We start from the raw sequence: 15,417 nt of genomic DNA on the forward strand, positions 1-15,417 counted from the left end.
AAATACCCTAACGATATAGGTTTCTGTTCCCCGGACTTGTCCACGCCAGCTGTTTATCGCCGGGTTATAGCTTGAACCATAAACCCTACCTTTTTGACAGTAGTCGTATCCTCGTTTGAAAAATCGCTCTCCAGTTATTCGGATGATGTCGTGTTTATCTAAGAAAAAGGTTCGCACCTTGGATCCCTTCCTTCTAATCTATCGCAAAGTAGTTCTATTTCTATCTATCAAATTAGCCTATCGTCCTTTTATTATAGCAAAAATCAGCTAGACTAAGTTGCGCCGTAACCTGGAAATATAAGGGGATAGCCTGTTGACTTTCTACTTCGAATCATGCTATCTTCAACTATTAGATAGTATACAATATTGACAGGTCCGGGATAAAAGGCGTCTTGTATCAGGCTTGTCGGGGGTGACCAAGGTGCCTGCGCTTTTCTAGCCCCTCGGGGTCATAAGCCAATCCCTTCTGTGGCAAAGACCGCCACGTCAGGGTTTGTCTTATGCCTGTCGGGGCTGACCAAGGCGCCTGCGCTTTTCTATTGTCTAGCTCCGGGCACCTACCCCCTCGAGGTCTTAAGCAAAAAATCTTTGTGGCAAAGAGCGCCACATAGATTTTCTGCTTAAGCTTGTCGGGGGTGACCAAGGTGCCCTGCGCTTTTCTTGTGTAAGACTAATTTAATTAGGTAGGGATTATTGATGAAAATAAACGATGAAGTTAGTAAGAGAAAGACATTTGCTATTATCTCTCACCCGGATGCGGGTAAAACAACTTTAACTGAGAAGCTATTATTGTTTGGTAATTTAATCCGTTCAGCTGGAACGGTCAAAGGGAAGAAATCGGGTAAGTTTGCTACGTCAGACTGGATGGAAATCGAGAAACAACGTGGGATCTCTGTTACTTCCTCAGTGATGAACTTTCCTTATAAAGACTATCAAGTAAATATATTAGATACGCCAGGACACGAAGACTTTAGTGAGGATACGTACCGAACCCTAACTGCTGTTGACAGTGTGGTCATGATTATTGATGCGACCAAAGGGATTGAGGCACAAACATTAAAGCTTTTTAAAGTATGCCGAATGCGTGGAATTCCTATCTTCACATTTATTAATAAACTTGACCGAGAAGGTAGGGAGCCGTTAGAGCTGCTTGAAGAAATTGAACAAGTATTAAACATTCAGACGTACCCAATGAATTGGCCAGTCGGAATGGGAAAGCGTTTCTTAGGCATTTTTGACCGTTATAATAAACAATTTGTCCGTTATAATGGAAACGAAGAGGAAACGTATATTCCTTATGCTGACCTAGACAATCCAGCCTATCAAAGTTTAGTTACCGATCCCACGTACAAAGAAACCGAGGATGAATTACTTTTGTTAGATGAAGCTGGAGATAATTATTCCCTCGAAGCAATTCTTAAGGGAGAGCAAACACCAGTATTCTTCGGGAGTGCGCTAGCGCCATTTGGCGTTCAAACCTTTTTTGATACGTTTATTGAGATGGCTCCAAATCCAACTCCAAGAAAAACAACAGAAGGGATAACAAGTCCTGACAACCCTGAATTTTCTGGATTCATTTTCAAAATTCAAGCTAATATGAATCCAGCCCATCGCGACAGAATTGCATTTTTACGTGTTTGTTCTGGAAAATTTGAACGCGGGATGAGTGTTAAGTTGGCCCGAACAGATAAAGTGATTAAACTATCACAATCCCAACAGTTTGTTGCTTCAGCAAGGGATACGGTTGAGGAAGCGTATGCTGGCGATATTATTGGTATCTATGATCCGAATATATATAGAATTGGAGATACGTTAATCGAAGGTAAGGAACATTATGAGTATGACGAGTTGCCGCAATTTCCACCGGAACTATTTAAGAAAGTAACAGCGAAAAACGTCATGAAAGGAAAGCAATTTAAAAAAGGCTTGGAACAGCTTGTCCAAGAAGGTGCGATTCAGTTGTTTAAAAGTCATCGAACAGATTCTTATATTATTGGTGCGGTTGGGGAGCTTCAGTATGAAGTATTCGAATACCGGATGAAAAACGAATACAATGTAGAGATTTTACTAGAGTCGATTGGGGAGCGAATACCACGTTGGTTAAAAACAGACCAAGTTGATGAATCCCTATTTGATGACCGCAATTTACTTGTGAAAGACCGTGAAGGAAATTATCTTTGCTTGTTTAAGAATGATTTTGCACTTCGTTGGTTTGAGGATAAACATCCAAAGATAGAGCTTATTGATTTGTTCGAAGTAAATCAATACGACCAAAGCTATGTTAATTAAAAGGAAAAGCGCCTAGTAACGGCGCTTTTCCTTTTCCATATCAGTCCCTTCCGCTTAGTGACGATTAACTACAACCTTTGAGCCAAAATGCTATTTCGTTTGAAAACAGTGCATACCGTGTTATCTTATAGGTGAGAATTGTCGTTTTGTAACAAAAGTGTAGATGCAGAGTAGACGTGGATCACCTTACACGTTATCGACATCAAGCGATTTTATAATTCCCTAGATAACCAAAAAAACGAATGTTCGTTCGTGTTTCTTTAGGCAATAGTGTATAATAGGATTACTTAAAAAGGTGAACGGAGGTTAAGGTAACGTGGAAAATAAATTTGAACTTGTCTCTAAATACAAACCAGACGGCGACCAGCCAAAAGCAATCAAAGAGCTTGTTGCGGGGGTAAATAAAGGGACAAGAAACCAAACACTACTTGGAGCAACAGGAACAGGGAAAACCTTTACGATATCAAACGTTGTCAAAGAAATAAACAAGCCAACGCTAGTAATAGCGCATAATAAAACGCTAGCTGGCCAATTATACAGTGAGTTTAAAGAGTTTTTTCCGAACAATGCTGTTGAATATTTTGTTAGTTACTATGACTACTATCAACCAGAAGCTTACGTCCCTTCAACTGATACGTTCATTGAAAAGGATGCAAGTATTAATGATGAAATAGATAAGCTTCGCCACTCGGCTACGTCATCTCTTTTCGAACGAAGAGATGTATTAATTGTCGCTAGTGTGTCTTGTATATACGGGTTAGGTTCGCCAGAGGAATATCGGAATCAAGTGGTGTCGATTCGAACAGGTATGGAAAAGGATCGTGATGAGCTATTGCGTAATCTCGTTGATATTCAATATGCAAGAAATGATATTGATTTCCAACGTGGTACATTTCGTGTTCGAGGTGACTCGGTCGAAATTATTCCAGCATCCCGCGAGGAACACTGTGTTCGCGTGGAATTTTTTGGTGATGAAATTGATCGGATTAGGGAAGTTGATGCCTTAACCGGTGAAATTATTGGTGATAGGGACCACATAGCGATTTTCCCAGCATCCCACTTCGTAACAGGAGAAGAAAAATTGAAGATTGCGATTAAAAATATTGAACAAGAATTACAAGAACGCCTAAAAGAATTACGCGCACAAAATAAATTGTTAGAAGCACAACGAATCGAACAACGGACGAACTACGACTTAGAGATGATGAATGAAATGGGCTTCTGTTCCGGAATTGAGAATTATTCCAGACATTTAACATTACGCCCTGCTGGTTCAACACCATATACATTGCTTGACTATTTTCCAGATGACTTCATGATTGTTGTTGATGAGTCACACGTTACATTACCACAAATTCGAGGTATGTTTAATGGAGACCAAGCTCGCAAGCAAGTATTAGTCGACCACGGATTCCGGCTCCCGTCGGCAATGGACAATCGTCCGCTTACCTTTAAAGAATTTGAACAAAAAGCTAGTCAAATGATTTTCGTTTCTGCTACACCTGGACCATATGAATTAGAGCATACACCGTATATGACGGAGCAAATTATTCGTCCGACAGGATTGCTTGACCCAGAAGTTTCCATCCGACCAATTGAAGGACAGATTGATGATTTAATCGGTGAAATTAATAAGCGAGTAGACCGTAATGAACGGGTGCTTGTCACGACATTAACGAAGAAAATGTCAGAAGATTTGACTGATTATTTGAAGGAAATTGGGATTAAAGTCGCCTATTTACATTCAGAAATAAAAACATTGGAGCGAATTGAAATCATTCGAGACTTACGTGTAGGTAAATATGATGTACTAGTTGGGATTAACTTGTTAAGAGAAGGTCTAGATATTCCAGAAGTATCGCTCGTTACTATTCTTGATGCTGACAAAGAAGGATTTTTACGTTCGGAACGTTCATTAATCCAAACGATGGGACGAGCAGCACGTAATCAACATGGTCAAGTTATTATGTATGCTGACAAAATAACGGATTCCATGCAAAAGGCAATTGATGAAACGACTCGCCGTCGCGAAAAACAGCAGGCATATAATGAAGTGCACGGAATAACACCTCAGACAATCCGTAAAGAGGTTCGCGACGTCATTCGAGCAACAGTCGCTACCGAGGATACAGGGGAGAAGAAGAAGGAAACACCAAAGCTTGCCAATATGTCAAAAAAAGAAAAAGACAAGTTAATCGAACAAATGGAAAAAGAAATGAAGCAAGCAGCCAAGGAGTTAAACTTCGAACGTGCAGCAGAGCTTCGTGATCTAGTTCTAGAACTAAAGGCGGGAGGGTGACCATAGATGGCAACTAAATCAATAACGGTTCTTGGAGCAAGAGCCCACAATCTTAAAAACATTGATGTAGAAATACCAAAGGATAAGTTAGTTGTTCTAACCGGGTTGTCAGGCTCTGGTAAGTCTTCACTTGCGTTTGACACGATATACGCAGAAGGACAAAGACGATATGTCGAATCCTTGTCTGCTTATGCCAGACAGTTTCTTGGTCAAATGGATAAACCTGATGTTGACGCTATCGAAGGTTTATCACCTGCTATATCGATTGACCAAAAGACTACAAGTAAAAACCCGAGATCAACGGTGGGAACAGTAACGGAAATATATGACTATTTGCGGTTGTTATTTGCTCGTGTTGGCCGGCCAACATGTCCCATACATGATATTGAAATATCTTCGCAAACAGTTCAACAAATGGTTGATCGCATTTTAGAGTATCCAGAGCGAACAAAGCTTCAAATTCTATCACCTGTTGTGTCTGGGAAAAAGGGTGAACACGTTAAAGTATTGGATAACTTAAAACAGGAAGGCTATGTCCGCCTACGTGTTGACGGAGAAATGCGCGAGATAGCAGAGGAAATCAAATTAGAAAAGAATAAAAAACATTCCATTGAAGTCGTCATCGACCGAATTGTTGTAAAGGATGGAATATCGACACGGTTAACCGACTCCCTTGAAACGGCCTTAGAGCTTGGAAACGGAAAAGCAATTGTTGATGTGATAGACGAGGAAGAGCTGCTGTTTAGTGAGGAACATGCTTGTCCAATTTGCGGTTTTTCGATAGGAGAATTAGAACCACGCTTATTCTCATTTAATAGTCCGTTTGGAGCTTGCGACCGCTGTGATGGACTTGGTACCAAGTTAGAGGTGGACCTAGATTTAGTTATTCCAGACAAGGAACTGTCGTTAAAGGAAGGTGCGATAGCTGCTTGGGAGCCGACTAGCTCCCAATATTACCCGAAGCTACTCGAAAGTGTTTGTAGTCACTTTGGAATTGATATGGAAGTACCGGTAAAGCAACTGCCAAAAGACCACATGGATAAAATTCTCGATGGAAGTGGTAAAGAACGAATCCATTTCCGCTATGAGAATGATTTTGGTGTCCTTAGAGAAAACGATATTTTGTTTGAAGGTGTTATCGCCAATATTGCACGGCGTTACCGGGAAACAAGCTCTGACTTTATCCGTGAACAAATGGAAAAATATATGGCACAAAAACCGTGTCCAGCCTGTAATGGTTACCGGCTAAAAGAAGAAGCAATGGCTGTACTTATCAATGGCCTACATGTTGGAAAAGTGACTGAGTTGTCTGTTACAGAAGCAAAAAGCTTTTTTGAAACACTTAGCCTTACTGAAAAAGAAAAACAAATAGCAACTATGATTTTGAAAGAAATTAGTGATCGATTAACGTTTTTAAACAATGTTGGCTTAGATTATTTAACATTGTCTCGTTCTGCTGGGACACTTTCCGGTGGAGAAGCACAACGGATTAGACTTGCAACGCAAATTGGATCGGCCTTAACAGGTGTGCTTTACGTTCTAGACGAACCTTCAATCGGGTTACATCAACGAGATAACGATCGATTAATTGGAACTTTACAGCGGATGCGCGATCTTGGCAATACGCTCATTGTTGTTGAACATGACGAGGATACGATGTTAGCTGCTGATTGGTTAATTGATATTGGACCTGGTGCAGGTGAGCACGGAGGACAAATTGTTGCGAGCGGTACTCCTAAAAAAGTGATGAAGGATAAAAATTCGTTAACTGGTCAATATTTATCAGGTGAAAAGTTTATTCCGGTCCCATATCAACGCAGGAAACCAGACAAACGAGTGATTGAAATTGTCGGTGCAGCAGAGAACAACTTAAAAAATGTAAATGCTAAAATCCCAATTGGTATATTGACAGCTGTAACTGGTGTTTCTGGTTCTGGAAAAAGTACGCTCGTCAACGACATATTGCACAAAGGCTTAGCGATGAAACTAAATCGAGCCAAGCAAAAACCAGGGAAGCATAAGGCTATTAAAGGGACAGAGCATTTAGAGAAGGTAATCGATATTGATCAGTCTCCGATTGGAAGAACCCCTAGGTCCAATCCGGCAACTTATACTGGTGTATTTGATGACATTCGTGATGTGTTCGCCCAAACGAATGAGGCAAAAGTAAGGGGTTATAAAAAGGGAAGGTTTAGTTTTAATGTGAAGGGTGGCCGTTGTGAAGCTTGTCGTGGCGACGGGATTATTAAAATTGAAATGCATTTCTTACCTGATGTATATGTACCGTGTGAAGTATGCCATGGCAAACGGTACAATCGTGAAACGCTTGAGATTAAATATAAAGGGAAAAATATTGCTGATGTACTCGATATGACAATGGAAGAAGCTCTTGGATTTTTCGCAAACATCCCGAAAATCAAGCGGAAGCTCCAAACGGTTTTTGATGTAGGGTTAGGGTATATTCGCCTAGGACAACCAGCAACGACATTGTCCGGTGGAGAAGCACAACGGGTGAAACTTGCTAGTGAATTACACCGGAGATCAAATGGTAAAACTTTTTACATTTTGGATGAACCAACAACCGGGCTACATGTTGATGACATCTCACGCTTGCTTGAGGTACTTCAACGATTAGTAGAAAACGGCGATTCGGTTCTTATTATTGAGCATAATCTTGATGTTATAAAAGCAGCAGATTATTTGATTGATTTAGGTCCAGAGGGTGGTGACCGCGGCGGAATGATTATAGCGACTGGTACACCAGAAGAAATTGCGAACCATCCAGATTCACATACTGGTACGTATTTGAGACCAATCCTCGAGCGGGACCGGAAACGAATGGAAGAAAGAATGAATGAAAAGGAAAAGGTAGCACAAAGTTAGATGGATATTTTAGGCTGAAGCATGTTGGAATTTATTTGTTTCAGCCTTTTATTTTTTTCTAATGTACAGGCTTGAGTGACAAGTTAAATATCCCCCAAGTGCTTTGCTTGTTGGGGACTGCTATAGGAAGCTATAATAAGAGTAGCAATGGCTTTTTTTAAGAAGGAGAAGGAAAGGGTGAATTGGATGGAACAAATCCATATCGATAAAGTACAAACGGAGTTAAACAGATTTCTAAATAAAGAGGTCTATGTTCATTTGGAAACTACTAACGGAGCATATGCAAGTCACTTCGATGATAAAGCCTACAATGTTGGTGCTTTTATTCGTAATGCGAAAGTAACATATCAGCACGCCAAAATTGTTGGAATAAACGGAGCCTATCGTGTTGGACTTAAAATGGATATTGGCTGGGTCTACGCTGAAGGGATTAACCAATATGAGGTAGACAATCAGAACCGATTATTAATGGCAGGTCATGACCGAGAAGGAAGATTGATGGTTACATTAGAAATTAGTGAAACGCCTTTTAGTTATTAAACGAGAGACGCATAAATATAATCTAAGTAAGGGAGAAGTGTGTAATAGTGGAAAAACATGTGGTTGTAATCTATCCCCACCCAGATGATGAGGCATTTGGAGCCTCAGGTACGATTACTAAGTTTAGAAAAGAAGGTATTCCAGTTACCTATTTGTGTGGAACATTAGGAGAAATGGGAAGAAATATGGGCAATCCGACGTTTGCTAATCGCGAAACTCTTCCGGAAATTAGAAAAAAGGAATTAATAGAGGCATGCAAGGTATTAGACGTAGAGTTACAGATGTTAGGCTATCGTGACAAAACTTTAGAATTTGAGTCTCGTGATGAAGTAGCAGAAAGATTAAAGGGAATCCTGGAAAAAATCGAGCCGAGTCTAGTCATTACCCACTATCCAGAACATGCAGTCCACCCTGACCACAATGCATTTGGGGCTGCTGCGGTCGAGGCGGTTAGTAGAATGGACAAAAACAAACGCCCAACCGTTTGGGCTCAAGCAATTTCGATGACACATATCCAAGATTTAGGCGAACCAGATATCGTCAATGATATTACTCCCTATTTAAAGACGAAAATGAACACAATTTTAGCACACAAATCACAAGCACAAGGCATGATTAGTAAAATGAAACAGGACTCAGAGGATTTTGAAGCAACAGTCAAAGCCCGGTTAGGGACAGAAAGCTTTTATACTTGGAAATTCTAAAGCTCTAAAGGGGATTTGTTAATGAATGAAGAGCGAAGGAAAATTTTAAAGATGGTAGAAGATGGAATGTTAAGCTCAGAGGAAGCTGAAGAATTGTTTGAGTCAGTAGATAAAACTGAACAAGCTGCAAACAATCCTTATTCCATTAGTGAGAAGGTTAATTGGGAAGAGCGCCCAAACGAGTATCAAGGAAATAGCCGTGAGAAAGGTACTGCAGCAAAATTGTTAGGCTATCTAGAAGAGGCATTTACTAAAATCAAAAATGTTGATTTAGATTTGAATTTTGGCAACTTTTATTCCATCTCACACGTTTTCCAAATGAACGATACGCGCTTTTCAAAAATGGATATAGATATTGCCAACGGAAACGTTCAAATTGTTCCATGGGATGAAGATGTCGTTCGGATAGCGTGTGAAGCGAAAGTCTATCAAGTGAACAATCAAGAGGAAGCTAGACAAAAGTTTTTAGAGCAGACCGATTTCTCGATTGACGACGGAATTCTTCATTTTATCATCTCAACAAAACAGGTTAAGGTTGATACGACGATACGAATACCAACGAAATTCTATGAAAAAGTTAGTCTACATTTGTTTAATGGTTCCATTAATGTGGAATATTTAAAAGGAAAACAGCTACGAACTAAAACGACCAATGGTTCGATTGATCTTCATTCGATTGAAATGAAAACAATCAATGCCCAAACCGTTAATGGTAAGCTTAAAGGTGGCAATCTTTTGGCGGATACTATCGAAGCAGAAACAATCAGTGGTTCGGTTTACTTAGTAGGGGATGTGAAAAAGGTAGATGCGCAAGTCGTCAATGGTAGTATCCATTGTACTTGGCACAGGCAACCGGAAATTGCTTTTTTAAAAGCGACAACAGGTAGTATCCGGCTTCATGTTCCAGAGGATAGTGTCATTGATGGAAAACTAGAAACGAATATCGGTAATCTTCATTGTAATTTAACGAACTATAAAATCTACGCCGAAAAAAAAGATATGGTAAAACGGGCACTTCATTTTGAAACAGAAGCTCACCAGAAGGAGCAAGTCTTTCATCTAGAGGCAGAGACAAAAACAGGCTCGATTTGGATCATCCCACATGAATTAACGTAAAGTAAACCTATAAGGGGGAAGGTTCTTGTGAAGAAATTAGTTCGTCCAAATGACCAACGAATGTTAGCTGGTGTGTTGGGTGGAATTGCACAGTATTTTTCCATTGATGCAACCATTATTCGAATAGTCTTTGTTGTTGGTTTAATTTTCACGACATTTTTCCCTTTAGCGTTGTTGTACCTTGCAGGAATCTTTATCATTCCGAATGAAAGGGATAGGTAAACGATGAAAAAGTGGATGTTATCAATTCTATTAAATGCCGTTGCCTTAATTGTTGTTGATCAGTTATTTGCTTCCTTTTATTTGGAAGGTTTCGGTACAGCATTATTAGCTAGCGTGATTTTATCGGTGCTAAATATTTTCGTCAAACCTTTACTTGTGGTACTGACCTTACCTATTACTATTGTGTCTTTTGGATTGTTCCTTTTCGTCATCAATGCTATTACATTAATGATTACCCAAGTGTTACTAGGAAGTTCTTTTGTAATTAGTGGGTTTGCTATGGCAATCGGTGCTGCTGTTATTTTGTCGATTTTAAATCTTATTTTACAACGATTAATTAAAGATACAATCTTGGTACAGCGTAGGTAAACCAAACCTGCGCTGTTTTATATTAGGCTAATTGGAACTATTCTTCCTTCCTATTATTTAGACTAAGAAGCTTGCTATTGATGGTGCTTCCCTAGTGAAAAAATGCTACAATAGTTAACAATGATTGACATCATTTAGGCAAGATGGAGGGAAAAGGGTATGGTGAAGGTTCGTACAGAGGATTTATTAAATCAGTTTCAACTCGAATTACTAGCAGGAGAAGATGGAATCCATCGAGAGATTTTCATGAGTGATATATCTCGTCCTGGTATTGAAATGACAGGCTATTTTAAATATTACCCGAAAGATAGACTTCAATTGTTAGGTAAAACAGAATTATCCTATTTTGATGACTTAACCAGTGAGCAAAAGCGAAATCGTGCTTTACGTTTATGCACAGACATCACACCAGGGATAGTTATTACTCGTGGGATGGACATTCCTGAAGAATTAGTGGAGGCGTGCAACAAATCGGGTGTTCCGTTAATGCGCTCCCCGTATAAAACGACGAGAGTAATCAGTCGGTTAACTAACTTCTTAGAAGCTAAATTTGCACCATTTACCGCTGTGCACGGGGTACTTGTTGATATTTACGGGATTGGGGTCTTAATAACAGGTCAAAGTGGTGTTGGTAAAAGTGAAACAGCACTAGAATTAGTAAAGCGTGGTCATCGACTGGTTGCAGATGATAGCGTTGAGATTAGACAAGAGGACTATGATAGGTTAATCGGTACGGCCCCGCCATTAATTGAACATTTACTTGAAATAAGAGGTCTAGGGATTATCAATGTGATGACATTGTTTGGGGCAGGCTCTGTAAGGTCTTATAAGAAAATATCACTTGTTATAAACTTGGAGATTTGGGATCAGAAAAAAACGTATGATCGCTTAGGGCTTGATGAGGACACCATGAAAATTATTGATGTTGATGTACCTAAAGCAACTATTCCAGTACGGCCAGGTCGTAACTTAGCAGTTATTATTGAAGTGGCAGCAATGAACTTCCGCTTAAAACGTATGGGAGTTAATGCAGCAGAAGAATTTTCCGAGCGATTGACGACAATGATTGAACAAGAGAAAAGTACACTAGATATGGATTTAGATTAAGGAGAGTGAAAGACTTTGACTTGTAGTGCACCCGCAATAGATCGGGTATTTCTTGAACTTGGGCCTTTTACTGTCTATTGGTATGGGGTAATTATTGCGACAGGGGCTTTTCTAGGTTTGTGGTTAGCTACGCGAGAAGCTGACCGCCTAGGTTTACAGAAAGATACGTTTGTTGACTTAGTAGTATTTGCCATTCCAATTGCGATTATTTCTGCTCGAATTTACTATGTTGTCTTTGAATGGGATAGATATGTCGGGGCGCAGTGGTGGGAGGTTTTTGCTGTATGGAAAGGCGGAATTGCCATTCATGGGGCGTTAATTGGTTCTGCTATAACAGCGATTATTTTTACTCGGGTAAAGAAACTGTCCTTTTGGCAAATCACTGATATTGCTGCACCAAGTCTTATTTTAGGTCAGGCAATTGGTCGTTGGGGCAATTTTATGAACCAAGAAGCACATGGTGGCCCAGTTTCGGAAGCTACATATCAAAACGTTTTGCAATATTTACCGGATTTCATTACCAATCAAATGTGTATTGGTGGAATTTTGTATCACCCAACCTTCCTTTATGAATCTGTCTGGAATATACTAGGCATGATCTTCTTGCTTATATTGCGTCGTTACAATCCAAGACGAGGAGAGATCTTTTTAAGCTACCTTATTTGGTATTCGGTTGGAAGGTATTTTATTGAAGGCATGCGTACGGACAGTTTATATATTGTTGCTAATTTAAGAACAGCACAAGTAATTTCCATTCTTTTAGTACTTGTTGGTATCGCACTTATCATCTATCGACGTAAAGCAGGTTTAGCTAACAAGCGGTATGATGGCGAGAAAGTATAATGAAAATTCCCTGTTGGGCCCCTTTAAGTGCGTGTTTAAAAAGGAGGATAAAAAGGACCGAGAAGTTCGAGGCGGCGTAGCTTTGAGCACCGGAATGTACGCAAGTAGGTACATGAGGAGCGGAAAAGTAAGCCAATGAAGAAATTCGATGTGTCATTTTTACCGGACTTTTTAAACAACCTCTTTAAACATTACTTAGAACAAAGCAGACAAAGGAAGAGAAAGGAGCAAAGGACATCGATGACGATTCGAACGATACTCTTTGATTTAGATGGAACGCTTATTGACACGAATGAATTAATTATTGCGTCGTTTACACATACACTTTTGCACTATGCCCAAAACCAGTATAGTCGGGAGGATATTCTGGAGTTTATTGGACCACCACTTGCTGACAGTTTTCGGTCGGTTGATCCAAACCGAGTGGAGGAAATGATTCAGACATACCGGGAACATAATTTAGCAAATCATGATAATTATGTTACTGCATATCCGACTGTAGTAGAAACCATTCACAAACTAAAACAAGCTGGTTTTCAATTAGGTATTGTCACGACAAAAGTGAAAGATACTGCGCTTAAAGGACTAGAACTAACAGGTATGGGTGATTTATTTGAAGTGGTGATTGGTTTAGACGAGGTTGAACACGCCAAGCCACATCCTGAACCAATCTTTAAAGCGTTGGCACAATTGGATGCGAAAGCAGAAGAAACACTAATGGTAGGAGATAACACCCATGATGTGATGGCCGGGAAAAATGCAAACACAAAAACAGCTGGTGTCGCATGGACGATTAAAGGCCGGGAGACTTTAGAAAAATTAGCACCAGATTATATGTTAGAAGAAATGAAGGATCTTTTACCCATTTTAGGGGTGTAATCAATGCGGAACACACAAAGATACCAAGTTGAAAAGGCAAACTCACTTTGGCAAATATACCAAACGGTTCCATTTTTGAAGGTGATGAAAAACTTCATTATTATCCAGCTAGCACGCTATACACCGTTTTTAGGAATTAAAAACTGGCTGTATCGTACGTTTTTACGCATGAAAGTTGGTGACAAAGCTGCATTTGCTTTAATGGTCATGGTAGACATCATGTTTCCGGAGAAAATATCTGTTGGTAAAAACAGCGTAATAGGCTATAATACGACGATCTTAGCACATGAATATTTAATTAAAGAATATCGTTTAGGGGAAGTAATTATTGGTAGTAATGTGATGATTGGAGCGAACTCAACGATTCTTCCGGGGGTTACAATTGGTGATGGGGCGATCGTGTCGGCCGGAACCCTTGTCCATAAAGATGTGCCTCAAGGCTCTTTCGTTGGTGGAAATCCAATGAAGATTATTTATACAAAGGAAGAAATGGAAGAACGTCTAAGGAAAGATGAATTTTTCAAAGGATAGGATTTCCATTAGCTTACGTGGAAAACTTAAACCGAGGGAGGAATCTAGGTTTGGAGAAGTTGATGATGGCTTTAGATCAGGGAACGACAAGTTCTCGGGCGATTCTATTTAATCATGATGGGGAGATTATCGAGGTTGCCCAGCGTGAATTTGAACAATTTTTCCCGAAATCTGGTTGGGTAGAACACGATGCCAATGAGATTTGGACTTCCATTACAGCGTGTATGGCAGAAGTATTACGGAAAGCGGATATTGGCCCAGCCCAAATTGCAGGGATAGGCATCACCAATCAACGAGAAACAACGGTAGTTTGGGACCGACATACGAACAAGCCAATCCATAAGGCAATTGTTTGGCAATCGCGCCAGACAACAGACATTTGTAAATCGTTAATCAATCAGGGGTACCAAGATACCTTTAGAAAGAAAACAGGACTGTTAATGGACCCGTATTTTTCCGGAACAAAGGTCAAGTGGATTCTTGACAATGTCGAAGGGGCAAGAGAGAAAGCGGATAATGGTGACTTAATGTTTGGCACGATTGATTCATGGCTGATTTACAAGTTAACAGGTGGAGAAGTCCACGTCACCGATTATTCTAATGCTTCACGCACACTATTATTCAATATTCATGATCTAAATTGGGATGATGAGTTATTGAGTATTTTAGACATACCGAAAAGTATGTTACCTGAGGTAAAGTCATCATCAGAAATATATGGAACAACAATTGATTACCACTTTTTCGGTCACAATGTACCAATAGCAGGTGTTGCTGGTGACCAGCATGCCGCATTGTTTGGTCAGGCTTGTTTTGAACAAGGAATGGTGAAAAATACGTATGGGACTGGTTGCTTTGTCCTAATGAACACTGGAGAAAAGGCAGTTGAATCCAACCATGGGTTACTAACAACCATTGCCTGGGGGCTTGATGGAAAAGTTGAGTATGCCTTAGAAGGTAGCATATTTGTTGCTGGTTCTGCTGTACAATGGCTACGTGATGGGTTACGAATGTTCACCGACGCAAAACAAAGTGAGGAATATGCCACTAGAGTAACAAGTTCAGACGGTGTCTATTTAGTTCCTGCATTTGTTGGATTAGGGACACCGTATTGGGATAGTGACGTACGCGGTGCAATGTTCGGCTTAACACGTGCAACAAAGAAAGAGCATGTGATTCGCGCAACGTTAGAGGCGCTTGCTTATCAGACGAAGGATGTTGTGGAAGCGATGGTAGGCGATGCTGCCATTCCACTAAAGTCGTTACGCGTTGACGGTGGGGCTGTTAAGAATAACTTCTTAATGCAATTTCAAAGTGATATGCTTGGGGTAAACGTGCAACGACCCGTAGTAAATGAGACAACAGCCCTTGGAGCTGCGTATTTGGCAGGATTAGCAGTCGGTTTTTGGGATAGTAAACAACAAATAGCCTCACAGTGGAAAATTGACCAAACATTTGCACCCGCCATGCAGCAAGACGAGCGTGACCAACTTTACAATGGTTGGAAAAAAGCGGTCGAAGCTACGCGTGTATTTAAATAATAATAGGTAGCCTAGAGCGTGTGGCACGCTAGAACTTTTTAAAAGTTATGTGGGATTATATCCTATTATCTGGGTAGTATGTGTTTGTAGGATA

13 protein-coding genes are annotated in these 15,417 nt (G+C 40.1%); all 13 read left to right on the forward strand.

Annotated features, from left to right (window positions below):
• Positions 1-696 precede the first annotated feature (696 nt).
• The 13 genes from NC799_RS04360 (at position 697) to glpK (ending at position 15,323) form a co-directional block, all read left to right on the forward strand.
• Entirely contained in the window at positions 697-2,289 is a 1,593-nt protein-coding gene (locus NC799_RS04360) for a peptide chain release factor 3 (RefSeq protein ID WP_272445130.1), read from the forward strand.
• Between the two features lie 316 nt (positions 2,290-2,605).
• The gene (gene uvrB / locus NC799_RS04365) at positions 2,606-4,588 is read left to right on the forward strand and encodes an excinuclease ABC subunit UvrB (RefSeq protein ID WP_272445131.1); all 1,983 of its coding nucleotides are present in this window, start codon (positions 2,606-2,608) and stop codon (positions 4,586-4,588) included.
• A 6-nt stretch (positions 4,589-4,594) separates the two neighbouring features.
• Complete coding sequence (uvrA, locus tag NC799_RS04370) at positions 4,595-7,471, forward strand: excinuclease ABC subunit UvrA (RefSeq protein WP_272445132.1); 2,877 nt, start codon at positions 4,595-4,597, stop codon at positions 7,469-7,471.
• A gap of 186 nt (positions 7,472-7,657) precedes the next feature.
• Positions 7,658-8,011, forward strand: coding sequence for a YojF family protein (locus NC799_RS04375; RefSeq protein WP_272445209.1), 354 nt, complete (start codon positions 7,658-7,660; stop codon positions 8,009-8,011).
• Positions 8,012-8,058: 47 nt separating this feature from the next.
• Positions 8,059-8,715 carry a bacillithiol biosynthesis deacetylase BshB2 gene (gene bshB2 / locus NC799_RS04380; protein WP_272445133.1) on the forward strand — a complete coding sequence of 219 codons (657 nt, stop codon included), beginning with the start codon at positions 8,059-8,061 and terminating at the stop codon, positions 8,713-8,715.
• Between the two features lie 21 nt (positions 8,716-8,736).
• Entirely contained in the window at positions 8,737-9,831 is a 1,095-nt protein-coding gene (locus NC799_RS04385) for a DUF4097 family beta strand repeat-containing protein (protein ID WP_272445134.1), read from the forward strand.
• A gap of 27 nt (positions 9,832-9,858) precedes the next feature.
• A complete protein-coding gene (locus NC799_RS04390) occupies positions 9,859-10,053 on the forward strand; it encodes a PspC domain-containing protein (RefSeq protein ID WP_272445135.1) in 195 nt (64 codons plus the stop codon).
• Between the two features lie 3 nt (positions 10,054-10,056).
• Positions 10,057-10,422 (forward strand): phage holin family protein, encoded by a 366-nt coding sequence (locus NC799_RS04395; RefSeq protein ID WP_272445136.1) that lies wholly within the window; start codon positions 10,057-10,059, stop codon positions 10,420-10,422.
• A gap of 159 nt (positions 10,423-10,581) precedes the next feature.
• On the forward strand, positions 10,582-11,529 hold the full coding sequence (hprK, locus tag NC799_RS04400; protein ID WP_272445137.1) for an HPr(Ser) kinase/phosphatase: 948 nt from the start codon (positions 10,582-10,584) through the stop codon (positions 11,527-11,529).
• A 15-nt stretch (positions 11,530-11,544) separates the two neighbouring features.
• The gene (lgt, locus tag NC799_RS04405; RefSeq protein ID WP_272445138.1) at positions 11,545-12,372 is read left to right on the forward strand and encodes a prolipoprotein diacylglyceryl transferase; all 828 of its coding nucleotides are present in this window, start codon (positions 11,545-11,547) and stop codon (positions 12,370-12,372) included.
• A 240-nt stretch (positions 12,373-12,612) separates the two neighbouring features.
• Positions 12,613-13,251, forward strand: a complete 639-nt coding sequence (gene ppaX / locus NC799_RS04410) for a pyrophosphatase PpaX (protein ID WP_272445210.1) — start codon at positions 12,613-12,615, stop codon at positions 13,249-13,251.
• 3 nt (positions 13,252-13,254) lie between these two features.
• A complete protein-coding gene (locus tag NC799_RS04415) occupies positions 13,255-13,782 on the forward strand; it encodes an acyltransferase (protein WP_272445139.1) in 528 nt (175 codons plus the stop codon).
• Positions 13,783-13,844: 62 nt separating this feature from the next.
• Positions 13,845-15,323 (forward strand): glycerol kinase GlpK, encoded by a 1,479-nt coding sequence (gene glpK / locus NC799_RS04420; protein WP_417006668.1) that lies wholly within the window; start codon positions 13,845-13,847, stop codon positions 15,321-15,323.
• Positions 15,324-15,417: the final 94 nt, after the last annotated feature.

Source organism: Aquibacillus salsiterrae, from assembly GCF_028416595.1.
Classification (GTDB): domain Bacteria; phylum Bacillota; class Bacilli; order Bacillales; family Amphibacillaceae; genus Aquibacillus_A; species Aquibacillus_A salsiterrae.